Below are 25,586 nucleotides of genomic sequence, written 5' to 3' on the forward strand. Positions count from 1 at the left end.
GGTTCAGATCCGCTCGTTCGTGGTTGTCGTGGTCGGGCTGTTATCCTTCGTGCTGTTGAACACGGCGTCATGACGGTAACCGCCGATCAGGACGGAATGAAGGTCGGACCCGAAGTTGCGGACACGGTCCATCGCACCCTTGTTGCGACGGACGAGCAGGTTGTAGCCCAGCACGGCCGGCACGGCCGTGGCCAGACCGATGGCTGTCATGATCAGGGATTCACCGACAGGACCGGCCACCTTGTCGATGGAGGCCTGGCCGGCAATGCCAATGGCTGTCAGGGCATGATAGATACCCCAGACCGTACCGAACAGCCCGATGAAGGGGGAGGTGGAGCCGACCGTACCAAGGAAGGCCAGCCCGCCCTGAAGACGTGTGTTGATGGTCTCCAGCGCCCGCTGGATGGACATGCTCGTCCATGACTGGAGGTCGATGGAATCCCGCATGGAGCCTTCATGATGGCGTGCTGCCACGATGCCGGTCTCGGCAATGTAGCGGAAGGGGGAATCCGCCTTCAGTGTCTGTGCCCCTTCCTGGATGGTCTTCTGTGTCCAGAAGGTCTGGTTGACGGCCCTGGAGGCCCGGAAGAGGCGGGATTGTTCAAGGAATTTGCTGATCATGATGATCCATGTCCCCAGAGACATGATGGCCATGATGAGCAGGACGCCACGGGCGATGATGTCACCGTTTTTCCAGAGTGCACCCAGCCCGTAGGGGTTTTCCTTCGGTGCTTCCTCGGTCGGTTTTTCACTGACCGGCGTAGCGGTGACCGGGGTGCCGCTTTCAGCACCAGCTGGCGGAGCAGCGGGTGTGGCCCCTGCTGGTGCCGTGGCCGGTGCAGCCCCGGCGGGGGGAACTGCGGGTGTGGTGCCTGCGGGAGGCTGGGCTGTCATCGTGGTCCCGGCGGGCGGAGCGGCCGGGGCAGCGTCCTGCGCAAAAGCGGTGGAGGCCAGCGGCATGGCAGCCAGAGTCAGGGCCAGGGCCGTGCCATAGACAGCGTGCGCCCGGGGCGCAGCAACAGTTACGGGGAGGCGGAACAGTCTGGTCATGAATCCCATATCCTTGTCTAAAAAAGCACCAGTCTGGAGGTGCTGCACCGGTGGGAGAAACCTCCCGTATCGGTCTCCCTGTCATTCCTGCCATCCATGGCAGGTCGGGACAATGTGAAAACGTCTGCTACCCTGCCCCCGCAGGGGTGGCCCGTTTGGGGCAGGGCAGCTTCATGCTGGTCTGTGCTGGCTCAGAATGGCTTCATTCATCACCAAGGGTAAAGTCCACATGCAGGACGTGGTTGTGTTCCACGACTGGCTGCCCACCCACCACGGCTGGCTGGTAGCGGACTGGTGAACGCTCGAGGAAGTCCAGCGCACTTTCGGCAAAATCGTGCCCGCCCTTGACGCTCAGCAGCTTGCAGTTGGCCGGTTTGCCGTTGGTGAGGATGTCGCAGGAGGCCGTCACGGAGCCCTCACGGCTTTCCTCCTGTGCTTCCTCTGGATATTCCGGCCGTACATTGTTGATGGGCATGGCACCAGCGGAGTGGTCACTTTCAGACGAGCTGTTGCTGGAGCTTGCCGACGGTGCCGCTGCTGAAGACTGGGCCGGGGCCGATGGTGCAGGCTGGGGTGCCGCCGCCTTCGGTTTGGGGGCTTTCTGGTGGCTGTGCTGGATCGGCGGTTTGGGGGGGGGGGCCACCCTGATCTTGGGAGGGGGGATATAAGGTGGCGGCGGTTGCACCATCACCGGCTGCGGTGGTGGTGGAGGCGGCGGCGGTGGGGGAGCCTCCGCAATGACACGTGTCTGGATGGGAGGATGCGAGGGTTCCTGCTTTTCCATCCTGGTAAGTGTCAAGGCATAGACCACCAGCCCGATGGCCAGAAAAGCCACGACAACAGCGACGATGTAATCCGTCGGTTTGCGTTGCTGGGCGGCATAGCTTCTCATTCCAAAACCTTCTTACCCTTTTCCACGCCGCAGGTCCGGCGCTTCTTCCCGGCAGGGCAGGCCTGCCAGCATGACTGGTACCCTCACAAGACGGGACGTGCCCGTACGGGGGAGGGGAAAAACCTTGTGCCGCATCACGGGCACGGCCCCATGCCGATTCCTTCTCCTCGTCCCTGGCGGTCAGGCCCTGCCCGGTAAGGGGAGACAGCAAAGCAGCACGGGAACGTTCCCGTATCGGTTCCTTTACCAATGGCCCAAGCCGCCCCTTTGATGCAAGGGCTCTCATGCGACTCTTTCGCAGGATCGCCTGTGCATAAATAGGGGCATATCTGTGGATATTTTTTGAGGAAACCGGAAAAACGGCAGTTTATGGACGATTGTGAAAGGTTTTTCGTGGCTGTGATGATGCCCGGCCTGTGAATTGTTTTGGTTGGTCCTTCTTATGAAAAAAACATATTTTTTTGATGATTGATATTAAATACGATATTTAATCGTTTTATTGGTGGAAAAAGCTACCATTAAGAGAGGGGACATGAACCAGAATGTCATGCCCCCTCTCTTGCGGTCTGCTCCGGGTGAGTGCCCCCGTGTCAGACGGGTTTACTGTGCCGTGGCGCTGGCCTCGGAGCGTGTGGCGCTCACACGCTGGGCCAGAGATGCTGCCATGAATTCATCCAGATCGCCATCGAGCACAGCATCAGGGTTGCCCTTCTCGATGTTGGTCCGCAGGTCCTTGACGAGCTGATACGGCGCCAGAACGTAGGACCGTATCTGGTGCCCCCAGCCGATGTCCGTCTTGGCGGCCTCGGCGGCGGAGGCCTCGGCCTCCCGCTTCTGAAGTTCGGCCTCATAGAGGCGGGCCTTCAGCATTTCCATGGCCGTAGCCCGGTTGCGGTGCTGGGACCGGTCCGTCTGGCAGGCCACGACGATACCTGTCGGGATGTGGGTGATGCGGATGGCGGAGTCCGTCTTGTTGACGTGCTGCCCACCAGCCCCGGAGGCCCGGAACGTATCCACACGGAGGTCGGAATCGATGATCTCGATTTCGATGGAATCATCCACAACAGGTGAGATGTAGATGGAGGCAAAGGAGGTCTGCCGCCGTGCAGCGGAGTCGAAGGGGGAGATGCGCACGAGGCGATGCACCCCGGCTTCCGTCTTCAGCCAGCCATAGGCATTGGGACCGCTGACGAGGATCGTGGCGGATTTCAGCCCGGCCTGTTCCCCTTCACTGCTTTCCATCAGAGAGACCTTGTAGCCATGCTTTTCGGACCAGCGGGTATACATCCGCAGCAGCATCTCGGCCCAGTCCTGCGCTTCCGTACCGCCAGCACCGGCATTGACCTCAAGATAGCAGTCATTGCTATCGGCTTCACCGGAGAGGAGGCTTTCCGTCTCACGCTGCTGGGCCTGGGCGGCGAGGCTGCGCAGGGTGGCGAGGCCTTCCTGCACCACGGTGTCGTCATTTTCCATCTCGGCCAGCTCGACAAGGTCCAGCGTGTCCTGCACGTCGGCCTCCAGAGCCTCGACCCCTTCGATCTGGTTGGCGAGCATCGTGCGCTCACGCATCAGTTTCTGGGCGGCGTCCGGGTTGTTCCAGAGGTCCGGGTCTTCAGAGAGATGGTTCAGTTCGGCAAGGCGTGTTTTGGCGACATCCCAGTCAAAGATGCCTCCTCAGCAGTGCCACCGACTGCTTGATCTGTTCGGAGAGGGCTTCGGTCTCAGCCGACATCAGGCGTTCTCCTGCTTTCTTCAGGTTGATGTTGCTGCTTTAGTATAGACCACCGACGCCAATGTCACCTCCCTCTGCCGGGTTTGCTTTCTCCTGGGGCGGTGCTGCAGGCAGGGAAGCAGGGGCATGTGAGGGCATGGTTCCATCCAGCGGGTCGGTGATGGTACCATTGCTGGACGGGCTGGAGCTGGGCATGTCCGTCTCGGAATCAGGAATCATGTCCGCACCGGTGTCAGCAGCGGTAAGGGCCTGTGTTCCGGCTCCGAAACCATGCAGCGGCACGGAGGCTCCCGGAATCTGGTTCGGTTTGAAGGCATCCGTGGCACGGATGCGCCCTGTATCATATTCCGCCAGCGTGATGCCGTCCGGTGCGGGGAACTCCAGCCGGGGCCGGGTGGCGAAGACGGCCTTCATGATGCCGTTCCAGATCGGCCCGGCCAGATGGCCGCCTGTTTCATTCTTGCCCAGGCTGCGGGGCGCATCATAGCCGATCCACACCACGGTGACGGTGTCGGGAGAGAACCCGGCGAACCAGGCATCATGATAGTCCTGACTGGTACCGGTCTTCCCGGCGATGGGGCGGTCGATTCCCACGCCAGCCCGTACGCCCGTGCCACGGGCGATGACATCCCGCATCATGGTGGTGATCTGGAAGGCACTCTGCGGCGAGGCCAGGACCGGACGGCCATCATGGATGACGGGCATCCCGTTTTCTGTTGTCACGGTACGCCGGTTGGCCTGGTTGCGCCAGATGATGGTGCCATCAGGATTCTGGATGTAGTCGATCAGGCTGGGGGTGATGCTGTGGCCACCGTTGGCGATGGCCGCATAGGCCCCGGCCTCCCGCAGGACGGTGGTCTCCACGGCCCCGAGGGCAGCGGGCAGGTAGGGTGGCATGTTGTCCACCATGCCGGACCGTACGGCCATGTCGCTGACGGCCTTCATGCCCAGATGGGCCGCCACACGGATGGTCACGAGGTTGCGGCTTTCCCGCAGGGCATCATGCAGGGTAGTGGGTCCCCAGTTGTCGTGTTCGTAATTCTGTGGCTTCCAGTCTCCGAAACTGATGGGAGAATCATCGAATGTTTCGGAGGGGGAAATGTCCCGTTCCATCGCTGCCAGATAGACCAGCGGCTTGAAAGAAGACCCCGGCTGGCGCTGCGCCTGCGTGACACGGTTGAACTGGCTCTGCTGGAAGGACCAGCCCCCCACGAGGGCCAGGACACGCCCCGTATGGGCATCCAGCGTAACGGTCGCCCCTTCCACCTGCGGAATCTGCTCCAGGGCGGCGGAGCCGTCATCCTGCGGCTCGATCATCACGAGGTCACCCGTCTGAAGCGGATGGGTGCGGCGGCTCCATGTTTCGTCTGTCTTGCGAAGCGTGGCAGTGTGGGCCTCATGCGCCTTCACCCAGCCGACACGGGGTGCTGGTGTTGTGGAGAGGACGACGGCCAGACGCCATGTGGACAGCATGCCAGCCGGATTTTTCTGCCGGGCCATGCTGCCCTGCCAGTCTGCCATGGCGTCACCGTCCAGATGGCCGACAGCCCCGTGCCAGCCCTCATGGGTGCGGGCATAGGCCATCAGCCCTTCCCGCAGCAGTTTCGTGCTGACCTGCTGGAGGTGCGGGTCGAGGCTGGTATGGACGTCCAGCCCGCCTTCCGTTGTCTGTTCCTCATTATAGAGGGATGTCAGCTGGCGGCGGACTTCCGCAGCGAACCATTCGGACCCTGCAAGCGGACCGAAGCGCACCTGCCCTTGCGGCACGAGCGGGTCCTGCTTGGCCTGCTGGGCTTCATCGGCAGGGATGGCGTGGGTTTCGCCCATCCGGTCCAGCACCCAGTTGCGCCGCCACATGGCCGCTTTGGGGTGGAGGAACGGATTATAGTTGCTGGGGGATTTGGGCATGCTGGCGAGCATCGCCGCCTCGGCATCGCTCAGCTGGTCCAGCGTCTTGTTGAAGTAGGTCTGCGCCGCCGCCTCGACCCCGTAGGCTCCGTTCCCCAGATAGATGCCGTTCAGGTAGATTTCCAGAATCCGGTCCTTGGAAAGCGTGTGCTCGATCCGCATGGCGAGCAGGGCTTCCCGCACCTTCCGTTCGATGGTCAGGCTGTTGTTGTTCAGCAGCATGACCTTGGCCACCTGCTGGGTGATGGTCGAGGCCCCCAGAGGCCGTTTGCCCTGATGGGTGAGGATGCTGAAGATGTCCGTCACGCCCGCCCGCAGCATGGCCAGCGGGTCCACGCCGCCATGGGAATAGAAATTCTGGTCCTCCGCCGCAATGAAGGCATTGCGGACGAGCGGGGGAATGGCCCGGATGGGCACATAGATGCGCCGCTCGTGGGACAGCTCCGCCATGAGCTGGTCATCGGCCGTGTACAGTCGGCTGACCACGGGCGGCTTGTAATGCTGGAGAGCGTCCACGCTGGGCAGATTGGCGCTGAGATGGGCATACAGTCCCACCCCTGTGAGAATGACGGCAGAAACGCCAAACGTACCGATGCCAAGGGCAGCCCCCAGCAGAAACCGCCAGCGGCGGAAACGGGGCTTCTGGGATGGTGAGGGCGGGCTGTCTGGCAGCATGGGGGAACGCTTCATGCCCTCCCTATAACATGGCCTGCAAAAGAACGGGAAGAAGCAGAGTGTTGCCTGTTTTTTATGGGTGGGTATGGCCGAGGGGACGGGGGCTGCCTATGGTGGTGCCCTGTCATGGGGTGGCTGGTCCAGTCCCGCCCATGTGGATTTTCTGAAGAGATTCGAGGAAGCTGTTTCATGTTCGAACGTCCCTCCGGCCGTACTGACGACGCCCTTCGCCCGGTTACCATCGAGACCGGTTTTTCCACTCATGCGGAAGGGTCCGCCCTGATCCGTGTCGGCGGGACGGAGGTGCTCTGCACCGCTTCCGTCGAGACACGGGTCCCGCCATTCCTGCGGGGCCAGGGCCAGGGCTGGGTCACGGCGGAATATGGGATGCTGCCCCGTGCCACCCACACCCGTGGTTCCCGCGAGGCCGCCCGTGGCAAGCAGTCCGGCCGCACGCAGGAGATCCAGCGTCTCATCGGCCGTTCCCTGCGGGCCTGTGTGGACCTCAAGGCTCTGGGCGAGTGCATGATCACGCTGGACTGTGACGTGCTGAACGCCGATGGCGGCACACGCTGTGCCTCCATTACCGGGGCGTGGGTGGCTCTGGCCATCGCTCTGGAAGGCATGGGCAAGTCGAAGGCGCTGACGGGGCAGGTGGCTGCCGTGTCCTGCGGGCTGACGGATGCCGGGCCGGTGCTGGACCTTGATTATGCGGAAGACAGCACGGCACAGGCTGATACCAATTTCGTTCTGACCGCTGATGGCGGCATCGTGGAAATTCAGGGTACGGCAGAAGAACGACCCTTCCGGCCTGAAGAATTCCAGATTCTGTTTGGTCTGGCCCAGAAAGGTGCAAAGGAGCTGTTCGCCGTACAGAAGGAGGCCCTGGCCCGCAGGAAGAAAGGTGCATGATGAGCGGGCAGGATTCTGGCCGCCGTCTGGAGCGTGGCAGCGAGATTGTTCTGGCAAGTCACAATGAAGGCAAGCTGCGGGAATTTTCTCTCCTGCTGGCAGAGAGCGGCATCACGGTTCGCTCGGCTGCCGAACTGAACCTGCCAGAGCCTGAAGAGACGGCTGCCGACTTTGAGGGCAATGCGCTCATCAAGGCGGAAGCCGCTGCCAGGGCAACGGGCCTGCCGGCACTGGCCGATGATTCCGGCTTCTGCGTGGCGGCATTGGATGGCAGACCGGGCGTCTATTCTGCCCGCTGGGCAGGCCCGCAGCGGGACATGATACTGGCGATGAACCGTGTGCATGAGGAGATGCAGGCCAGCGGGTCGGCTGACAAGGCAGCGTCGTTTGTGGTGGTGCTGTGTCTGGCATGGCCGGATGGGACGCATCGCTTCGTACGGGGTGAGTGTCGGGGGCAGGTCTCATGGCCACCGAGGGGGACGCATGGGCATGGTTATGACCCCATCTTCATTCCTGAAGGAGAAAGCCGCACGTTTGCCGAGATGGCCGAAACGGAGAAAAACCGCTTCAGCCATCGTGGGCAGGCGATGCAGCAGTTTCTGAAAGAGTGCGTAGCCTGATTGTAATAGTGGCTGTGTAGGGGATGGGTACGGCACCATTGGTGGCTGTGCCCATCTTTTTTTTGGCCATGGGAACGTGATGGATGAGAGAAAAGTTAATTCACGTCTTCACATGGGTAATAAAATGAGATTTAATAAAAATAACTATTATTTAAAGTAATAAGTGAGCCGCTCATGCAGACAGGCAGGCCATCGTGGCGAGTGACGATGCAGGAAAGACCGGACCTGTCTCTGAGGTGTGTCAGCCTGTTGGGGCGGACGGGCAGGTTTTTGCGGTCCCCGGTAGTTCTTGCCGTACTGTCTGTTGCTGCAGGGCTGGGACAGGCGGAAGCGCAGATCACTGAAAAGGTTCCCCCTGCCGTGGAGACCATGCCGGGAGCCGGGGTGATCGGCCAGCCACGCCGTGTCACGCTGGAGGAGAACCGGTCCCGCAAGCGGCATCAGGGAGACTGGGGAGCCTTCAACTGGGGGAATGGTGAATTTGCCGGGTTCGGGCCGGTTGGTGTCTACGGGGTCGCCCCCTGGGCCGAGGACTGGAGCAGCAAGAAAGACCCCAGGAATTACACGGATTTTCTTGATCCCCTGAAGGCCATCCGCCTCAATGAGTCGGGCAGCATCTGGCTGTCGCTTTCCGGTGAATCCCGGATACGCAACTGGTATGAGTCGAGTCCCATGCTGGGGACGGTGAACAGGCGTCATTCCGGCCGGTTTACGGTACGCAACCTGCTGGGGGCGGACCTTCACCTTGGCCCGCACTGGCGGATATTCGGGCAGCTGAACAATGGTGAGGCGGCCGGATGGAACTATTACGGCTATAATGCGACATGGCGGCGCAGGCTGGGGGTGCAGCAGCTCTTTGTCGGGTATGAGCGTAAACTGTTTGGTGCAAAGACCGGCGTGATGGTCGGGCGGCAGCAGTTTCTCGATGCTCCTTCATGGCTCGTCTACATGCGGGAAACTCCCAACGTCCCGCTTTCGTGGAATGGTGTCCGTGGCTATGCGCTGTGGAACCGGATCAGGCTGGACCTGTACAATTTTGTCGCTACACAGGTGACGAGGGATACCATCATGGGGGGCGGGTTTGATGATGGCACCCGCCTTTATGGGGGGAATGTCGGGATCGCCCTGCGGCCCTTTGCCATTGGGGGGGAGCAGGTCCATTCCTTTCTGGACCTCTTCTGGATGGGTTTCCGTGATGAGGGGAAAACGGCAGCCGTGGCCCGTTACAAAGGGTCGGAGGCGGGAACGCAGACACGACAGAATGGTGGCTTCCGCTGGTATGGTTCGGCACCGTCTTTCGAATATGAGCTGGGGGGCGTGTATCAGGGGGGACGGTTCCATCCCGGCACGTCATCCATTGCCAGCCGCCCCGTGAGTGCCTGGGCCGTGCGGGGCGTGCTGGGCTGGCGTCATTCCTCATCCTTTCTGCATCCCTTTCTGGGCGTGCAGGCGGAGGCTTACAGCGGAGGAGACAATCGCCGGAAAGAGGGAACCGTGGGCACGTTCTCGGCCCCGTTCTCACCCCGTAATGGAACGTTCGACCTGACACGCACCATTGCGAGGGCCAACATCGTGAGTGCCGGCCCGCTGGCCAGCATCGCACCCCGGCCTTTCATGAACATCCGTATCCGGGTGCCTTACCTCTGGAGGGAGAGCATGAATGACGGGCTGTATAATTCATCATCGCCCTTTTCTTTCCTTTCAGGGCCGAAGCTGCGGCAGGCCGGGCGGGCCGTGGGGTTGCAGCCGCAGGGGCAGGTGCAGTTCCAGCTTCAGCAGCACGTCAACTGGCAGATTGATGGGGGAGCGATTCTGCTGACACATCGCATGAGGCAGGCCGGGGGGAAGAACGGGACCTACATGCTCTCGACCCTCACGCTGCGTTTCTGAGCCTTCTGATAAATACGATTTTGTATTGTGAAAAAGAATGGCGGTCTCAGAGGCGATTTTCCGCCGTTTCCTGCCGGAGATCAGGCTTCCTGATTCTCTGGAAAGCTCATAATGACATTCTTATATCCTGAAAAATTGATGATTTATCAAAAATCATCATTGAAGCCCGTTAAATATGTAATTAGTTTCTTTCTTATCGTATTTTCCGAAGGGAGCAGATCACATGGCAATATCGGACGATGAGTTCCAGGCCCTGCCCCGGCAGGAAGACGTGGCTGCCTCGGAGGAGGAAACGGGCCGTGTACTGTCCTCCGTTCTGGCCCGTTTTCCGGGCCGTGTGGCGGTGATTTCTTCCTTCGGTGCCGAGTCTGCCGTGCTGCTGGCGCAGGTGGCGGCACAGGACAGAGCCGTGCCTGTCTTTTTTCTCGATACGGAGCGGCATTTCCCGGAAACGCTGGCCTATCGGGATGAGCTGACCCGTCATCTGGGGCTGGAGGATGTCCGCACCCTGCGCCCTGCCCGTGCCGAGGTGGAGTATCGGGACCCGGAGGGTCAGCTTGTGGCTTTTGACCCCGATGCCTGCTGCGCCCTGCGGAAGGTGGAACCGCTGGAGGTGGTTCTGCCGGAGTTCGACATCTGGGTGACAGGCCGCAAGCGGATGCAGGCGGCCACCCGGGCGGCCCTGCCCGTGGCGGAACGGCAGGAGGATGGCAGTGTGAAGCTGAATCCTCTGGCTGGCTGGAGCGAGGCGCAGATCGCCCGTTTCATGGAGGAGAAAGCCCTCCCGCCGCATCCGCTGGTGGCGCAGGGTTACCGCTCCATCGGCTGTGAACCCTGTACGAGGCCCGTGGGAGCGGGAGAGGACAGCCGTGCCGGACGTTGGGCCGGACTGGCCAAGACGGAATGTGGCCTGCATCGGCCCGTTTCCACACCGCCCGACGCCAATGTGGAAGAAATCTCAGCTGCTGCCCTGATTGCAGAGCGGCCCGCACGATAAGACCGGGCCGCATGGCCCATCAGGAAGGAAAGGGAGCAGTCATGGCTCTGGAAGACGCACATATCATGGATGGTCTGGACCAGCTTGAGGCCCAGAGCATCTTCATCCTGCGGGAGGCCTACCGCAAGCTGAAGCCCCTGGCCCTGCTCTGGTCACTGGGCAAGGACAGCAACGTGATGGTCTGGCTGGCCCGCAAGGCCTTCATGGGGCATGTGCCTTTTCCTGTCATGCATGTGGATACGGGCAAGAAATTCCCGGAGATGTATGCCTTCCGGGATGAGTACGTCAAAAAGTGGAATCTGGACCTTGTTCTCGGGGAGTGTCCCCCGGTCGAGGACATGGACCCCTCCCTGCCACCGGCGGCCCGGTCTGCGGCCCGCAAGACGGCTGGTCTGGCAAACCTGATCGACCAGCACAAATTCCGGGGTGTTGTTGCGGGCATCCGGCGTGATGAGCAGGCCACCCGTGCCAAGGAGCGTGTCTTCAGTCCCCGTGGTGCCGGTCACCAGTGGGATGTCCGCAACCAGCCACCGGAATTCTGGGACCAGTACGCCACGCCTTACGAGGAGGGGATGCATGTCCGTGTCCATCCGCTGCTGGCGTGGCGGGAGCTGGACATCTGGCGGTACATCGAGCGTGAGAAGATTCCGCTCGTGGACCTCTATTTTGCAAAGGATGGCAAGCGTTATCGCTCACTGGGCGATCAGGACATCACCAGCCCGATCGAGAGCAATGCCTCCACCGTGGCGGAAGTGATTGCCGAGCTGGAGACAAGCCGTACCTCCGAGCGTGCGGGCCGTGCCATGGATCATGAATCGGAAGATGCCTTCGAGCGTCTCCGTGTTGCCGGTTATCTGTGAGGGGACTTTTTCGATGACACAGACTCATTCACCATCATCGCAGGTCCGTCACGGTGTCAGCACGCCGATCGTGATCGTGGGCCATGTGGATCACGGCAAATCCACCCTGATTGGCCGCCTTCTGTATGATACGGACAGCCTGCCGGATGGCCGCCTCGTCCAGATCGTGGAAAGCAGCCGGAAGCGTGGTCTGGCCGTGGAGTGGAGCTTCCTGCTCGATTCCCTCCAGATCGAGCGGGATCAGGGTGTGACGGTGGATTCCACCCGCATTCCGTTCCAGCTGGATGGCCGGGATTTCGTCATCGTGGATGCGCCGGGCCATCGGCAGTTCCTGCGCAACATGATTACCGGTGCTGCCGATGCCGAGGCCGCCGTGCTGGTGGTGGATGCCGCCGAGGGTGTGCGGGAGCAGACACGCCGCCACGCCATGCTGCTGCGGCTCATCGGCATCAATCATGTGATCGTCCTGCTGAACAAGGCCGACAGCATCGGGTTTGATGAAGCCAGACTGAAGCAGGTGGAAGGTGACATCCGCCAGCTGCTGGGGCGGCTGGAGATCAACGTCAACCAGGTCATTCCGGCCTCGGCACGGGATGGCGACAATATCGCCACACGTTCTGAAAAGGCCGACTGGTACAGGGGGCCGACCCTGCTGGAGGCCCTGTCTCTCATCCAGCCTCCGGCATCCCGTCATGCCCTGCCATTCCGTATGCCGGTGCAGGACGTGTACCGTTTCGAGGGCATCCGCTATGTGGCGGGACGCATCGAGCGTGGCACGGTGCGGGAAGGAGACCTGCTGGAAATTGGCGGGCAGGGGCAGGAGGCCACCGTGGCCGAGGTCTGCCGCTGGCATGCTCCGCATCATCCTGTGGCCGGAGCTGGTGAATCCATCGCCCTGCGGCTGGAGCCTGATCTGGTGCCGGATCGTGGGGACCTGCTGTTCCCTGCCGGTGATGAAGCCGCAGCCCCGCTGAAGGCCGCCCGTCTCAGGACACGGCTGTTCTGGCTGCGTGGTGAGCCGCTGCGTGTGGGGGAGAGTTTCCGGCTGCGTCTGGCCACGGCAGAACATGATGTCACCGTGGCTTCCATTGATGCCGTGGTGGACCTTGATGATCTCAGCCTGAGTCCGGCGGATGAGGTGCCACCGGACGGCTTTGCCGAGATCACCCTCGCCGTGGCCCGCAACGTCCTCTTCGATCCCTTTGCGCCGGGAATGCCGGACGGGCGTGGTGTTCTGGTGGACCGCCATCAGAAGATCGTTGGCGGTGCCCCGCTGATCGGTCCGGCGGCCCTGCCGGAGGGAGCCAAGGCCATCCATCCGACAGCCAGCGGCGTGAGGGATGCCGTCCGGGCTGGCCTGCGGGGGCATGGTCGGGCCGTGTTCTGGATGACCGGTCTGCCCGGTGCCGGAAAGAGCACCATCGCCCGCCATGCCGAGGAGGCCCTTAGCCGTGAGGGGCTGCATGTTACCGTGCTGGATGGCGATACGGTTCGCTCCGGCCTGTGTAGCGATCTTGGCTTTTCGCCGGAAGACCGGCGGGAGAATATCCGCCGTGTGGCCCATGTGGCCCGTATTCTGGCGGATGCCGGGCAGATCGTGCTGGTGGCTCTGGTCTCTCCGCTCATCCGGGACCGGGCGATGGCCAAGGCGATCATCGGGGAAGACTGGCACGAGGTCTTTGTGGATACGGCCCCCGAGCTGTGCCGCCGCCGTGACCCGAAGGGCCTGTATGCTCAGGCGGAAGAAGGCCGGATTGCCGAGTTTACGGGTGTGTCTTCGGCTTATGAAGCACCGGAAAAGCCGGATGTTGTCGTCCCCGGTGATGGTGACGTGGCCCGGAGCGTACGGCACCTGACGGACGCCGTTCATAAGGTCGTGCGCTGACAGACGGTTCTGCCGGGCCTTCCTCCATGAGGTGAGGCCCGGCGGGTCCCGGTTTCTGAAAGAACATGGAACAGGAACCCGGTTTTTCCAGCAGGAAAAGGCCGGTGGGGGAGGCTTTGTCTGAAAAAGGCTCTTTCCGTTCTGGGAGAAGGATAAGGTGATGGGGCATCTGGCTTATGTCATCTCCGGCGCATTGGTCGGGTTTCTGGTCGGCATGACAGGCGTGGGTGGCGGATCGCTGATGACGCCGCTGCTCATCCTGCTGTGTGGGATCCACCCCAAGGCTGCCGTGGGGACGGACCTCGTCTATGCCGCCGTGACGAAACTGTTCGGGACAGTCCTGCACAGGCGGTGCGGGCCGGTACGCTGGTCCATCGTGCTGTGGATGATGGCAGGCAGCCTCCCCGGTGTGGCGGTGGCTCTGCTCTGGCTGCGGCATCTGGGGTCGCCGCAGGAGATGGCGCATGTCATCCGCCTGTCGCTGGGCATCTGCCTGCTGGTGACGGCCCCGGCCATCCTGTTCCGTTCGACGCTTAAAGCGTGGGTGCTGCGGCATCAGCTGGGGGGACCGGTACAGTCACGGGTTCTGACGGTCGTGCTGGGTTTCGTGCTGGGCTGCATGGTCAGCCTGTCCTCCGTCGGGGCCGGGGCCATCGGCATGGCCGTGCTGGTGATGCTGTATCCGACCCTGCCCCTGCGTGAACTCGTGGCCATCGACATTGCCCATGCCATTCCCCTGACACTGATTGCCGGGGCAGGCCACTGGGTGGAAGGGGACGTCATGGTGCCGACCCTGCTGCTCCTGCTGAGTGGCTCCCTGCCGGGCATCTGGCTTGGTACCCATTGCGCCGGGCGATGCCCGGAACGCTGGCAGCGGCTCATTCTGGGAACTCTGTTGTTGCTGATTGGCGTGAAGATGATCTGAGGAAAGGCCGGGACATGTCCCGGCCTTTTTTATGGGCACCGGAAAAGAATGGCTTCACATATGTTATGTTATAACATAACTTGCGATGAACAATCAGACCAGCATGACGAGGACTGGAGAACATCATGGTGATGATGGGACGGGGTGGAGCCATTTATGCGGTGTTGGCCCTGGTGGCGTCTGGCACGCTGTCTCAGGCAGCCCAGGCTGGTGATGTGGAGACGGGCGGGAAGCCGTCAGTCACATCCACGGGAGACCAGCCCCAGAATGGGGGGGATGGGTCTGTCCGTAAGGCGGACAGCAGGGAGGAGCATATTCACGTCACGGCCCGGCGGCTGGATCAGGCCCGTGCGGCTCTTCAGCCTGCCATCGGGGCCACGCAGACGAATTTTTCCCGCAAGGCCATCGAGGCCAATCCCGGTGCCGACAATGCCCCGCTGAACAGCATCCTGTTGCAGGCTCCCGGCGTGGCGCAGGACAGTTACGGGCAGATTCACATCCGGGGAGATCATAATGATGTCCAGTTTCGGCTGGATGGTGTGGCCCTGCCGGAAGGTGTGAGCGTTTTCGGGCAGGCTCTGATGACCCGCTTTGCCCATTCCATGAGCCTGACGACCGGTGTCCTGCCAGCGGAGTACGGCTTCCGGCAGGCCGGTGTGATCGACATCCAGACGAAGAACGGCGTGTCGGATGAAGGCGGAACCCTCTCCGGTTATGGTGGCGTGCGGGACTATGTGCAGCCTGCCATCCAGTATGGCGGGCATTGGGGGCAGTGGGATGGCTTCATCACGGCAGATGCCGTTCACAATCGGGTGGGGATCGAGAACACGACCCCCAGTTACAATGCCATTCACGACCTCTCCAACCAGTATCATGTTCTGGGGCATCTGCGGTATACTCTCCGGCCGGAAACACGCTTCAGCCTGACGGCGGGGCTTTCCAATGCCTGGTACCAGCTGCCCAACAATCCCGGCCAGCAGCACCAGTTTGCCACGCCGCTTTTCAAGGCGGACAATCGGCCTGTGCAGGAGGATGCGCCAGACAGCAGCCATCTGGATGAACACCAGCAGCAGATCACGGATTTCGCCATCCTCTCCTGGCAGGAAGACCATGAGAAGGTCAGTGCACAGACATCCGCCATCCTGCGGTACAGTTCCATGCGCTACTCACCCGACTGGGTGGGGGACCTTGTCTATAACGGCCTTGCCCAGCAGGCAGCCCGGTCGGTGTTTTCCAGCGGTGTGCAGAGTGATGTGACATGGCACGTCAATCGCACGCATACCGTGCGGGGAGGTGTGCAGGCTTATGGCGAGCGTGCTGTGAGCAAGAGCAGCTCACTGGTCTATCCGGTTGATGAAGAAGGGACTGTCAGCCCCCAGACCGTGAAAGTGCATGATTCATCGGGCAAGACGGGTGCTTTGTACGGGGTCTATCTCCAGGATGAATGGCACCTTGCACGGTCTCTTGTCTTCAATGGAGGGGTACGGTTTGATGGTGTGGAGGAATATGTTCATGCCCATCAGCTCAGCCCCCGTGTGTCGCTGGTCTGGACACCATGGCATGGCGGGCGGTTCCATGTGGGATATGCACGTTATCTGACACCTCCGCCTTTCGAGACGATTGGCACGACATCTCTGGACCGTTTTGAGGGGACATCCGCCGCACCGGCCAACTATCAGAATGATCGTGTGAAGGCGGAGCGGGACAATTATTATGATGTCGGCTTCATGCAGCAGCTGACACGCCATTGGCATGTCGGGCTGGATGCGTACTGGAAGCAGGCGAAAAACCTGATTGATGAAGGGCAGTTCGGCGCCCCTGTCATTCTGACAGCGTTCAATTATCACCGGGGCCGTGTCCGTGGTGTGGAGCTGACGACTGATTACAGCACAGGCCCCCTGACCCTCTACGGCAATCTGGCGGTGTCACGGGCCACGGGCAAGGAGATTACGTCAGCTCAGTGGAATTTTGACAGTGACGACCTCCATTACATGAGGAATCACTGGGTCCATCTGGATCATGACCAGCTGATCACGGCCTCTGCCGGTGGCTCCTATGCTTTTTTCCACAGGACGAATCATCCCCTCCAGTTTTCGGGCACCATGATTTATGGCAGCGGCCTGCGGAAGGACAGGGAAACAGCCGAAGGTACCATCCCTAATGGGGCGCATGTGCCGCAATATGTCACCTTCAATCTGGGGCTGGTGCAGGCGTTACGGCATATGCCCTGGCTGGGCGGACACACCATGCAGCTGCGGCTGGATGTCATCAACCTGTTCGACCGGCGATACATGTTGCGTGATGGCAGTGGGGTCGGTGTTGGTGCCCCGCAATATGGTCTGCGGCGCAGCGTGATGGGGGGCGTTGCCTTGTCACTGTGACGATGGAACATCATCACAGGGCTGCCATCCTGTAGAGATATGGTTGGGTGGTTTCTTTTTGGTGGGTTAGCCCTTACCCTTGGCATGACGCCATAGCGGCCGGAGTGTCAGGGACAGGGATTGCATGAGGAAGATACTTTTTACATCGGGCATCGTACTGGCCTTTCTGGGGTATGCGTTTTTTTCCATCAGTGATGCCTGCTCCAAGGGGTTGGCCGGGCGGCTGGACCCGTTCGAGGTAGCTTTTTTCGGCGGTGTGTTCGGCCTGTTGATCGTTCCGCTGCTGAAGCGCCCGAATGAGTCTTATCGGGCGCTGGTGTTGTCCAGTCATCCGTGGCTCTGGCTCGTGCGGGCGGCGGCGGTCTTCGTGGCCACGGCAGGCAGTGTGGAGGCCTTCATGCTTCTGCCCATGCCAGAAGCCCTCTCCCTGATGTTCCTGATGCCGTTTTTCGTCACCATCGTCTCCGTGCTGTTCCTCAAGGAACAGGTGACGGGATGGGCGTGGCTGTCTGTCCTGCTGGGTTTTGCAGGTGTGATGATCGTGCTGCGCCCCGGTGTGAAGGCGCTTCAGTTCGGGCATCTCTGTGCCATTGTGGTGGCCATGGCTTCGGCTGTCAGCGTGATTGCCTACCGTTTTGCGGGCAAGGAAACATCCCGCCTGACGCTGTACGGCTCCAGCCTGTGCGGGCCGCTGGTGGGGGATGGCATCCTGATGGTGCAGCATTTTGTCGTGCCACATGGGGTGAATGAATGGCTGCTGCTGTTTGGCTACGGGTTTCTGGCCGCAGCCGGGCAGCTGCTGCTCATGCTGGCCGCCTCCATTGCTCCGGCCAATCGTGTGGCCCTGCCGCAATACAGCCAGATGGCCTGGATCGTGGCTTTCAGCTACTTCATTTTCAACCAGCCCGTGGACATGTGGGATGGTATAGGCATTGCCGTCGTTACCCTGTCCGGAATGTTGAACTGGCTGCGGCAGAAGATCCGTTTCGAGAAGATGCTGCATCGTGGCTGGTGGTGGCGGCGCAAGCCTACACCGGAGGTCATTGCCGCCACTCCTGCCGCCGTCATCACCCCGCCGCTTGAGGACAAGCCCCACGAGTGAGGGGAAGCGGGGCCTTGTGACAGGCCCCGGTGACCGGGATTACTCGTGGAAGGTATCCAGGTCTCCAAAGCGGGTGAATTCACCTTCAAAGTAGAGATGGACAGTGCCGGTCGGCCCGTGGCGCTGCTTCTCCAGAATCAGCTCGGCCTTGTTGTGGACGAGCGACATCTTCCGCTGCCATTCTTCCAGGGCGATCTGGTATTTGTCCGGACTGGGGAAGGAGGCTTCCTTGGGTTTGCGCTGTTGCAGGTAATATTCGTCACGATAGACGAACATGACAGCATCGGCATCCTGCTCGATGGAGCCGGATTCACGCAGGTCGGAGAGCATCGGGCGCTTGTCGTCACGGGATTCGACCTGACGGGAGAGCTGGGAGAGCGCAATGACGGGCACTTCCAGCTCTTTGGCGATGGCTTTGAGGCCCTGCGTGATCATCGAGATTTCCAGCACGCGACTGTCCGGTCTTGTGCCAATGGCCGGGCGCATGAGCTGGAGATAGTCCACCACCACGAGGTTCAGCCCATGTGTGCGGGCCAGCCGGCGGCAGCGTGTCCGCATGGCGGAGAGGGAGATGGCTGGTGTGTCGTCAATATGCAGGGGCAGGCGTTGCAGCTCCGTGGCAACACGGACGAACCGGTCGAACTCCTTCGGCCCCACATCGCCACGGCGGATGCGCTCGCCTGAGACCTCGGCCTGTTCGGAGAGGATACGGGCGGCCAGCTGTTCGGAGGACATTTCCAGTGAGAAAATGGCCACACTGCCACGGGGTGGCTCACCTTTTTCTTCTGCCTCCCGCAAGAGGGACTGCGCTGCGGAGAAGGCGATTTTCGTAGCAAGGGCGGTCTTGCCCATGGCAGGACGGCCAGCGAGGATCAGCAGGTCGGACGGGTGCAGGCCACCGGTTTTCTTGTCGAAATCCCGCAGGCCAGAGGTCAGCCCGACAATGTCGCCCGTATGCTGGTAGGCCTGGTCGGCAATGTCGAGAGCCTTCTTCAGGGCCTGGGAAAATACGAGAAAGCCGCCTTCCTGTCCCTTGTCCGTTGCCAGGTTGAAGAGGGCTTCTTCCGAAGCGGAAATCTGTTCCGGCCCGTCCAGATCAGGTCGGGCACCGTGAGCGTTATTGACGATGTCCGTGCCGATGCCGATCAGCTGGCGGCGGACCCAGCAGTCATGGATGACCTTGCCATAATCACGGGCATTGACGATGCCCACCATGGCATTGAGCAGTTTGGCCACATAGTCGGCCCCTCCGGCCGCAGCCAGAATGGGGCTGGCCTCGAAGTCGCCCCGCATCGTGATGATGTCGACGCCTCCCTTGCCGCCATTACGCTCGATGCGTTGCGTGATCATCTCATAGATGTGGGCATTGACGGCATCGGCAAAATGGGAGGGGTGCAGGAAGTCCGAGACGCTCTCATAAGCCTTGTTGTTGGTCAGGATGGCCCCCAGAAGGGCCTGCTCCGCTGGCAGGTTGGCAGGTGGAACACGCTGGAGCATTTCATGGAGGCTTCCGCCGGGTTCCGCTGCGGGGCTGGGTTGGGGGGCAGGGGACTGGTCGCTCATGCTGGTCCGTTTCGCTCTGTCATTGGGGTGTGTCCACACAGTGGCAGGGTGCGGACGGGGAAGGGGAAAAGTGTGATCCCCTATTCAGTGTGGGGAGGCGCCATCCAGCGCCAGGGCGCACCCTGCCAGATAGAGGCTGCCGCAGATCAGGACTCGGGCTGGTCTGTCCGTGGGGTTGGCGCTGTCACGCAGGCGTTTCAGGGCGGTGCGTATGTCCGGCCCGGGCAGGGCTGTGCCGCCTGCCGCCGCTGCGGCTTCCAGAATGGTCTGGACAGGCATGGCCAGGTGCTGTCCGTCTTCCGCCACGGCCTGTATGGAGGTGGCATGGGGGATCAGGGGGCGCAGGAACCCCTGCACGTCCTTGCTGTCCTTCAGCCCGACGATGAGATGCAGGGGCCGGTCCTGCCATGTTTTGAGAACATCGGCCAGAACGGTACCGGCCCCGGGGTTGTGGCCACCATCCAGCAGCAGTTCCCAGCCTGGGGGCATGTCATGGGTAAGGGTGCCATGCAGCGTCTGGAGGCGGGCAGGCCAGCATGTGCTGGCAATGCTGGCAAAGGCCGTGTCTGGCAGGTTCAGGCCGGCATGGCGGAGAGCTGCCACGGCCAGGGCCGAATTCTGTGCCTGATGGGGACCATGCAGGGCTGGAGCAGGCAGTGTCAGCTTTCCGGCCTCGTCCTGATAGAGCAGGCCGTCCTGTCGCGGCGTGATGGTGAATTCATGGCCCAGCCGGTAAAGTGGGGCTTCGTGGGTTCTGGCAATCTCTGCGATGGCTGCCATGACATCATCCGGCTGTGGAGCCACGAAGACCGGTACGCCCCGCTTGATGATTCCGGCCTTTTCCCGGGCAATGCCTGCCAGATCATCGCCCAGAAAGGCCTGATGGTCCAGGCTGATGGAGGTAATGATGCAGGCCCGGGCCGTGGGGATCACGTTCGTGGCATCAAACCGGCCACCAAGCCCGACCTCCAGAACCAGAAGGTCAGCCGGAACACGGGAAAAGAGGAGGAACCCGGCGGCTGTCAGTACCTCGAAGACGGTGATGGGGGCTCCATCATTGACCTGTTCAATTTCTTCCAGAGTGGCCACGAGCTGATCTTCACTGACAAGCTGTCCGGCCAGACGGAAGCGCTCCGTCACGTCCAGCAGGTGCGGGCTGGTCATGACATGGACCTTCAGTCCCGCAGCTTCTCCAATGGCTCGCAGATTGGCACAGGTGCTGCCTTTGCCGTTGGTCCCGGCAACATGGATGGTCGGTGGCAGGGACCGTTCAGGATGGCCGAGGCGGGCGAGCAGGACTTCCAGCCGGTCCAGAGAGAGGTCGATCAGCTTGGGGTGCAGTTCCTGGAGGCGGCGTACTACCGCCCCGGTCCGCCCGTGGAATTCACTTTGCGGGGTGCTGGTCTGCTGGCCTGTTGCCATGATTGCGTAATCCGGTTGTCTCAGGGGGGGACGGCAGGAGAGAGGCATCGTCCCGCCCTGCTGTCAGCCGCGGGGCAGCAGGGCAGGGACACGTTCAGGAAGCCCGGGCAGCCTTGGCGTCCCCGTTGGCGGCGGGGGACAGCATCCCGATCAGACGCCCCAGAAGGGCGGGGAGTTCGGCACGGCTGGCAATGATGTCCACCATGCCGTGGTCTTTCAGATATTCGGAACGCTGGAAGCCTTCCGGCAGTTCCTCACGCACCGTGTCACGGATGACACGGGGGCCGGCGAAGGCGATCAGGGCATTGGGTTCAGCGATGTGGATGTCGCCCAGCATGGCGAAGGAGGCGGACACGCCACCCGTCGTCGGGTTGGTGAGGACTACCAGATAGGGCAGCCCGGCCTCACGCAGCATTTCCACGCCGATGGTGGTGCGGGGCATCTGCATCAGGCTGACAACCCCCTCCTGCATCCGGGCCCCACCGGAGGCCGTGAAGATGATGAGCGGTGCCTTGCGCTGGATGGCCTCCCGGCAGGCTGTCAGGAAAGCCTCCCCAAGGGCGCTGCCCATCGTCCCTGCCATGAACTCGAAGGCCATGACGGCCACGACGGCTTCCCGCCCGTCGATCCTGCCATGGGCGACAAGCAGGGAATCATCAAGACCCGCCTTGGAGCGGGCAGTTTTCAGGCGGTCCGTATAGCGTTTGGAGTCCCGGAAATGCAGCGGGTCGGCCGGGACGGCGGGCAGGTCGATGGTGGTATACTGGCCATCATCGAAGGTCCATTTCATCCGCTCATGGGCTGTGGCACGCATATGGTGCCCGCAATGGGGGCAGACCTTCTTCTTGCGGACCAGCTCCTTGGTGAGCATCATCTGCGAGCATGATTCACAGTTGGTCCAGAGATTGTCTGGCACATCCCTCTGTAACAGGCTCCGCAGTTTGGGACGGACATGTTCGGTCAGCCAGCTCATGGTGTTCTGTTCACTCTCCAGCAGTGGTGCATCATCAGGCGGACCCGGGCCTGCCGGAGGGCCATCGGAGTGGTGCATCCCGGTACGGGGGCACCATGGCACTGGCCGGAAGGGGGGCTTCATGGTCGGGCGACTTTATCCGGGCTTGCCTGAAGATGCCAGCTTTCTCTTCACCGGCTGTGTGACTTCCTGCCCAGCGGGAGGGTTTTCAGGGCTGGAATGGCGGTAGAGGGCTGTCTGTCTTCAGGGGGCGGAGGGCGATGTAGGATTTCACGTGGCCGATCGTGTCATGCGCCAGCAACTGGTCTGTAACGAAAGTGGAGAGGCTCGGCAGGTCTTTCGTCACGACTTTGAGGATGTAATCGGCATCACCGCTGACGGCATGGGCTTCCTGGATCATGGAGGTACTGTTTATGAGGGCCTGGAAGCGTTCGAAGGCCCCGGCAGCATGGCCCTTCATGATGACCTGGACGAAGGCCATCACGCCCAGCCCCATGGCCTGCCGGTCCAGCGTGACACTGTACCCCCGGATGACACCGGCCTTCTCCAGCAGGAGTCGGCGGCGGGAACACTGGGACGGTGAGAGGCCGATGGCCTCGCCCAGCTCCCGGTTGGTCAGACGCCCGTTGCGGTGCAGGGCGGACAGGAGCTTCCAGTCAAGATGGTCCATGATGTGCGCTTTCATGCGTGATCCGTGCGGAGAAGGGGGCATGATAGATCATATTTGCACACAGATTGCATATATATTGCAGTATGATCGAGGGCCGAACGGGGTTTCGTGCGAGGCGGGTATTCTGCCTGTACGGGAGTACGCCCTCTTCACAGGTTTTAGGAATTTGTTCATGCGCATGCAGATCGGGGCCTATCTGGCCCGCCGCCTCGTCGAGGCAGGAATCAGCCATCTTTTCGGTGTTCCGGGGGATTTCAACCTTTCTTTTCTGGAGCAGGTGGAGGCTGATGCGTCCCTGACCTTCGTGGGAAACTGCAACGAGCTGAATGCCGCCTATGCCGCCGATGGCTATGCCCGCACCTCCGGCCTGTGCGGCCTGGTGACGACCTTTGGCGTGGGTGACCTCGGGGCCATCAGTGGCATTGCCGGGGCCTATGCCGAGCGTGTTCCGTTCGTGCACATCACCGGGATTCCACCGCTTCATGCGGTCGAGGGGCGTGCCCTGCTGCATCATACGCTGGGTGATGGCGGGTATGGCAACATCGGGCGGTGCATGGCGGAATATACGGTCGCCCAGGCCCGCCTGACGCCGGAAAATGCCGTGGAAGAAATCGACCGTGTCCTCCAGACCTGCTGGCGGGAGCGGCGGCCTGTCCATCTCCAGCTGCCATCCGACATCACCCATCTGAACATCGAGGTGCCCGAAGAGCCGTTCCGTTTTGCCCTTCCGCAGGGTGATGCGGAACAGGTGGCCCTGGCGGCCGGGCACATCGCCACACGTCTGGCTGCGGCCCGCTCGCCGGTGATGATTCTCGATTCCGATGCCGACCGCTTCGGCGTGGCCGGGCAGATTGCCGTGCTGGCGGAACGCTGTGCAATCCCCTGTGTGGCGGCGGCTCCGGCCAAGGCCGTGCTGGATGAGACAGCCCCCTACTATCTGGGTGGCTATGTGGGTGGGGCCAGCCGCCCGGACATCAGGGAGCTGGTCAGCCAGTCAGACTGCGTGATCGGGGTCGGCCTGCGTTTCACGGAGCTCAACACGGGCTTCTTCACGCATGAGATCCGCCCGGAGGCGTTCATCAATCTTCAGGCCCATGATGTGAGCCTTGCAGGCCGGTCCATTCCGGCTGCCCCTGTCGGGGCCGTGCTGGAGGCCCTGCTGGCGCAAGTGACGCCGTCTTCCCGTACGCTGCCTGCCCGTCCGGCGGATTCTGCTGCGTCCCTGCCCGGTGAGGCGGCGGACCGGCTGACCCATGCGACCCTCTGGCCCCGTGTGGCCCGTTTCCTGAAGGAAGGGGATGTCGTGGTCGGTGAGGCGGGGACGAGCAACACCGCCCTGCTGGGCACGCCTTTCCCCCGGAACAGCCATTACATTTCCCAGCCCATATGGGGGGCCATCGGCTATACCCTGCCAGCCCTGTTCGGCTCCCAGCTTGGCAGCCCGGACCGGCGGCACCTGCTCTTCATCGGTGATGGTTCCTTCCAGCTGACAGCGCAGGAGCTCTCCACCATCCTGCGGCATGACCAGAAGCCCATCATCTTTCTGCTCAACAACAGGGGCTATACGATCGAGCGCCTGATTCTGGGGGAACATTCCCGGTACAACGACATTGCCAACTGGCGTTATGCTGACCTGCCCCGGGCGTTCGACCGGGAGGACAGGGCCCTGTCCCTCGTGGTGGAAACGGTCAGCGATCTGGAGCAGGCCCTGAAACAGGCAGAACAGGCCGACCGTGCCGTGTTCATCGAGGTCCTTCTGCCGGAGATGGATGCTCCGGATGCCCTGAAGAGATTTGGCATGGTCGTGGCGGATTATGATTACGGCCCGCAGGGCCCGCGTAATGCCAGCATGAAGACCAGTGCGAAAAAAGGATGAAGCAGTCCATGTTCCAGTCTGTTGAACTGTCTCCGGGAGATCCCATCCTGTCGCTGGTGGAGGACTTCAAGCGGGATGACCGGGTGAAGAAGGTCAATCTCAGCATTGGCCTGTATTATGATGAGGCAGGTCATGTCCCGCAGCTGGCCTGCATCCGCAAGGCGCATGAAAGGCTGGCCACCCAGCAGGACAGGCCGGACCTCTACCTGCCGATGGAAGGTCTGGCTTCCTACAGGCAGGCTGTCCAGCACCTGCTGTTTGGCTGTGGCAGCGAGCCGGTGCAGACCGGCCGCATCGCCACGGTCCAGAGTCTTGGTGGGTCTGGCGCACTGAAGGTCGGGGCAGATTTCCTGCACCGCTATTTTCCGCAGGCCGAACTGTGGGTCAGTGATCCGACATGGGAAAATCACATTTCCATTTTTGCCGGAGCCGGTTTCAGGACACAGGCCTATCCCTATTTTGACCCGGCAACGGGTGGTGTGAATTTTGAGGCCATGATGGCCTGCATCCGCCAGATTCCGGAACATCATGTCGTCCTGCTTCATCCCTGCTGCCATAATCCGACAGGGGCCGATCTGACGGCTGACCAGTGGGATGAGCTGATCCCTGTCCTGAAGGACCGGAAGCTGATCCCGTTTCTGGACCTTGCCTATCAGGGGCTGGGTCATGGGCTGGAGGCAGACGTGTATGCCGTGCGGGCCATGGTGGATGCGGGGCTGGAGTTCCTGCTCAGCAATTCGTTCTCCAAGATATTTTCCCTGTACGGGGACCGCATCGGGGCCCTGTCGGTCGTCTGTCGGGATGGTGATGCGGCAGAGCGGGTGCTGAGCCAGCTCAAGGTCACGGTGCGGCGGAATTATTCCAGTCCGCCCGTCCGTGGGGCGCAGCTTGTGGATGCCGTTCTGGGAGATCAGGCCTTGGCGCAGCTCTGGCGGGAGGAAGTGGCAGCCATGGGGGCCCGCATCCGTGTGATGCGCCAGAGGCTTCATGAGCAGCTTTCCGCCCGTCTGCCGGGGCAGGATTTCCGGTACCTGCTGAAGCAGCGTGGCATGTTCAGCATGATGAAGCTGTCACCCGCTCAGGTGGACCGTCTGCGGGAGGAGCATGGTGTCTATGTTCTTCGCAGTGGCCGTGTCTGCATGGCGGGGCTGAATGAGCACAACCTGCCGCCTGTTGTGGAGGCTCTGGCCGCCGTTCTGGCTGGTGTGTGAGGAGGAGAGGCCGGGGGCAGGGCATGAAGGCCCCGCCCCCGG

Annotated in this window: 19 protein-coding genes; 11 read left to right on the forward strand and 8 right to left on the reverse strand. The window is 61.7% G+C overall.

Translation table 11 applies throughout. The annotated features are described in order from the left end of the window. Positions 1 to 3: 3 nt before the first annotated feature. From J8Z04_RS03710 to J8Z04_RS03725, 4 genes are all read right to left on the reverse strand, one after another. Positions 4 to 1,050 carry a MotA/TolQ/ExbB proton channel family protein gene (locus J8Z04_RS03710; RefSeq protein WP_081563354.1) on the reverse strand — a complete coding sequence of 349 codons (1,047 nt, stop codon included), beginning with the start codon at positions 1,048 to 1,050 and terminating at the stop codon, positions 4 to 6. Positions 1,051 to 1,252: 202 nt separating this feature from the next. Continuing rightward, complete coding sequence (locus tag J8Z04_RS03715) at positions 1,253 to 1,942, reverse strand: energy transducer TonB (RefSeq protein WP_043558736.1); 690 nt, start codon at positions 1,940 to 1,942, stop codon at positions 1,253 to 1,255. 600 nt (positions 1,943 to 2,542) lie between these two features. Further along, a protein-coding gene (gene prfB, locus J8Z04_RS03720; RefSeq protein WP_103765750.1) for a peptide chain release factor 2 occupies positions 2,543 to 3,674 on the reverse strand; the annotation gives its coding sequence in 2 pieces (ribosomal slippage) (positions 2,543 to 3,604 and positions 3,606 to 3,674; 1,131 coding nt in all). 39 nt (positions 3,675 to 3,713) lie between these two features. Next, complete coding sequence (locus tag J8Z04_RS03725) at positions 3,714 to 6,272, reverse strand: penicillin-binding protein 1A (RefSeq protein ID WP_192848542.1); 2,559 nt, start codon at positions 6,270 to 6,272, stop codon at positions 3,714 to 3,716. 174 nt (positions 6,273 to 6,446) lie between these two features. Here J8Z04_RS03725 and rph point away from each other — a divergent pair, with 174 nt between their 5' ends. The 9 genes from rph (at position 6,447) to J8Z04_RS03770 (ending at position 17,829) form a co-directional block, all read left to right on the forward strand. Continuing rightward, the gene (gene rph / locus J8Z04_RS03730) at positions 6,447 to 7,169 is read left to right on the forward strand and encodes a ribonuclease PH (RefSeq protein WP_086431706.1); all 723 of its coding nucleotides are present in this window, start codon (positions 6,447 to 6,449) and stop codon (positions 7,167 to 7,169) included. Beyond that, on the forward strand, positions 7,169 to 7,789 hold the full coding sequence (rdgB, locus tag J8Z04_RS03735) for an RdgB/HAM1 family non-canonical purine NTP pyrophosphatase (protein WP_154981003.1): 621 nt from the start codon (positions 7,169 to 7,171) through the stop codon (positions 7,787 to 7,789). Before rph ends, rdgB begins: the two co-directional genes overlap by 1 nt. Positions 7,790 to 8,059: 270 nt before the next feature. Further along, on the forward strand, positions 8,060 to 9,679 hold the full coding sequence (locus J8Z04_RS03740; RefSeq protein WP_192848543.1) for an alginate export family protein: 1,620 nt from the start codon (positions 8,060 to 8,062) through the stop codon (positions 9,677 to 9,679). A 223-nt stretch (positions 9,680 to 9,902) separates the two neighbouring features. After that, positions 9,903 to 10,676: a phosphoadenylyl-sulfate reductase gene (locus J8Z04_RS03745; protein ID WP_081847662.1), complete on the forward strand. Its 774-nt coding sequence runs from the start codon at positions 9,903 to 9,905 to the stop codon at positions 10,674 to 10,676. Positions 10,677 to 10,741: 65 nt separating this feature from the next. Beyond that, positions 10,742 to 11,536, forward strand: coding sequence for a sulfate adenylyltransferase subunit CysD (gene cysD, locus J8Z04_RS03750; RefSeq protein WP_043558821.1), 795 nt, complete (start codon positions 10,742 to 10,744; stop codon positions 11,534 to 11,536). A 13-nt stretch (positions 11,537 to 11,549) separates the two neighbouring features. Next, positions 11,550 to 13,421 (forward strand): adenylyl-sulfate kinase, encoded by a 1,872-nt coding sequence (cysC, locus tag J8Z04_RS03755; RefSeq protein WP_192848544.1) that lies wholly within the window; start codon positions 11,550 to 11,552, stop codon positions 13,419 to 13,421. A 160-nt stretch (positions 13,422 to 13,581) separates the two neighbouring features. After that, positions 13,582 to 14,346, forward strand: a complete 765-nt coding sequence (locus tag J8Z04_RS03760) for a sulfite exporter TauE/SafE family protein (RefSeq protein WP_081562498.1) — start codon at positions 13,582 to 13,584, stop codon at positions 14,344 to 14,346. 131 nt (positions 14,347 to 14,477) lie between these two features. Next, positions 14,478 to 16,727, forward strand: a complete 2,250-nt coding sequence (locus J8Z04_RS03765; RefSeq protein ID WP_192848631.1) for a TonB-dependent receptor — start codon at positions 14,478 to 14,480, stop codon at positions 16,725 to 16,727. 124 nt (positions 16,728 to 16,851) lie between these two features. After that, positions 16,852 to 17,829: a DMT family transporter gene (locus tag J8Z04_RS03770; RefSeq protein WP_052348948.1), complete on the forward strand. Its 978-nt coding sequence runs from the start codon at positions 16,852 to 16,854 to the stop codon at positions 17,827 to 17,829. Between the two features lie 39 nt (positions 17,830 to 17,868). On the opposite strand, the gene J8Z04_RS03775 is transcribed toward J8Z04_RS03770, so the two are convergent. The 4 genes from J8Z04_RS03775 to J8Z04_RS03790 form a co-directional block, all read right to left on the reverse strand. Further along, positions 17,869 to 19,326 carry a replicative DNA helicase gene (locus tag J8Z04_RS03775; RefSeq protein WP_227431429.1) on the reverse strand — a complete coding sequence of 486 codons (1,458 nt, stop codon included), beginning with the start codon at positions 19,324 to 19,326 and terminating at the stop codon, positions 17,869 to 17,871. Positions 19,327 to 19,476: 150 nt separating this feature from the next. Then, positions 19,477 to 20,814, reverse strand: a complete 1,338-nt coding sequence (locus J8Z04_RS03780) for a bifunctional folylpolyglutamate synthase/dihydrofolate synthase (protein WP_192848546.1) — start codon at positions 20,812 to 20,814, stop codon at positions 19,477 to 19,479. A gap of 94 nt (positions 20,815 to 20,908) precedes the next feature. After that, on the reverse strand, positions 20,909 to 21,787 hold the full coding sequence (accD, locus tag J8Z04_RS03785) for an acetyl-CoA carboxylase, carboxyltransferase subunit beta (RefSeq protein ID WP_081563350.1): 879 nt from the start codon (positions 21,785 to 21,787) through the stop codon (positions 20,909 to 20,911). Between the two features lie 208 nt (positions 21,788 to 21,995). Further along, positions 21,996 to 22,472, reverse strand: a complete 477-nt coding sequence (locus J8Z04_RS03790) for an Lrp/AsnC family transcriptional regulator (RefSeq protein ID WP_197981631.1) — start codon at positions 22,470 to 22,472, stop codon at positions 21,996 to 21,998. A 157-nt stretch (positions 22,473 to 22,629) separates the two neighbouring features. On the opposite strand from J8Z04_RS03790, the gene J8Z04_RS03795 reads away from it, so the two are divergent. Then, on the forward strand, positions 22,630 to 24,333 hold the full coding sequence (locus J8Z04_RS03795; RefSeq protein ID WP_081562496.1) for an alpha-keto acid decarboxylase family protein: 1,704 nt from the start codon (positions 22,630 to 22,632) through the stop codon (positions 24,331 to 24,333). Between the two features lie 8 nt (positions 24,334 to 24,341). After that, positions 24,342 to 25,544: an amino acid aminotransferase gene (locus tag J8Z04_RS03800; protein ID WP_192848547.1), complete on the forward strand. Its 1,203-nt coding sequence runs from the start codon at positions 24,342 to 24,344 to the stop codon at positions 25,542 to 25,544. Positions 25,545 to 25,586 lie beyond the last annotated feature (42 nt).

Source organism: Bombella apis (genome assembly GCF_018221685.1).
GTDB lineage: Bacteria > Pseudomonadota > Alphaproteobacteria > Acetobacterales > Acetobacteraceae > Bombella > Bombella apis.

Excerpts from the sequence above, each read along its gene's own strand:
- J8Z04_RS03710 (WP_081563354.1), bottom strand. The coding sequence starts at position 1,050 with ATGACCAGACTGTTCCGCCTCCCCGTAACTGTTGCTGCGCCCCGGGCG.
- J8Z04_RS03715 (WP_043558736.1), bottom strand. The coding sequence starts at position 1,942 with ATGAGAAGCTATGCCGCCCAGCAACGCAAACCGACGGATTACATCGTC.
- J8Z04_RS03725 (WP_192848542.1), bottom strand. The coding sequence starts at position 6,272 with ATGAAGCGTTCCCCCATGCTGCCAGACAGCCCGCCCTCACCATCCCAG.
- rph (WP_086431706.1), top strand. The coding sequence starts at position 6,447 with ATGTTCGAACGTCCCTCCGGCCGTACTGACGACGCCCTTCGCCCGGTT.
- rdgB (WP_154981003.1), top strand. The coding sequence starts at position 7,169 with ATGAGCGGGCAGGATTCTGGCCGCCGTCTGGAGCGTGGCAGCGAGATT.
- J8Z04_RS03745 (WP_081847662.1), top strand. The coding sequence starts at position 9,903 with ATGGCAATATCGGACGATGAGTTCCAGGCCCTGCCCCGGCAGGAAGAC.
- cysD (WP_043558821.1), top strand. The coding sequence starts at position 10,742 with ATGGATGGTCTGGACCAGCTTGAGGCCCAGAGCATCTTCATCCTGCGG.
- cysC (WP_192848544.1), top strand. The coding sequence starts at position 11,550 with ATGACACAGACTCATTCACCATCATCGCAGGTCCGTCACGGTGTCAGC.
- J8Z04_RS03760 (WP_081562498.1), top strand. The coding sequence starts at position 13,582 with ATGGGGCATCTGGCTTATGTCATCTCCGGCGCATTGGTCGGGTTTCTG.
- J8Z04_RS03765 (WP_192848631.1), top strand. The coding sequence starts at position 14,478 with ATGATGGGACGGGGTGGAGCCATTTATGCGGTGTTGGCCCTGGTGGCG.
- J8Z04_RS03770 (WP_052348948.1), top strand. The coding sequence starts at position 16,852 with ATGAGGAAGATACTTTTTACATCGGGCATCGTACTGGCCTTTCTGGGG.
- J8Z04_RS03775 (WP_227431429.1), bottom strand. The coding sequence starts at position 19,326 with ATGCTCCAGCGTGTTCCACCTGCCAACCTGCCAGCGGAGCAGGCCCTT.
- J8Z04_RS03780 (WP_192848546.1), bottom strand. The coding sequence starts at position 20,814 with ATGGCAACAGGCCAGCAGACCAGCACCCCGCAAAGTGAATTCCACGGG.
- accD (WP_081563350.1), bottom strand. The coding sequence starts at position 21,787 with ATGAGCTGGCTGACCGAACATGTCCGTCCCAAACTGCGGAGCCTGTTA.
- J8Z04_RS03790 (WP_197981631.1), bottom strand. The coding sequence starts at position 22,472 with ATGAAAGCGCACATCATGGACCATCTTGACTGGAAGCTCCTGTCCGCC.
- J8Z04_RS03795 (WP_081562496.1), top strand. The coding sequence starts at position 22,630 with ATGCGCATGCAGATCGGGGCCTATCTGGCCCGCCGCCTCGTCGAGGCA.
- J8Z04_RS03800 (WP_192848547.1), top strand. The coding sequence starts at position 24,342 with ATGTTCCAGTCTGTTGAACTGTCTCCGGGAGATCCCATCCTGTCGCTG.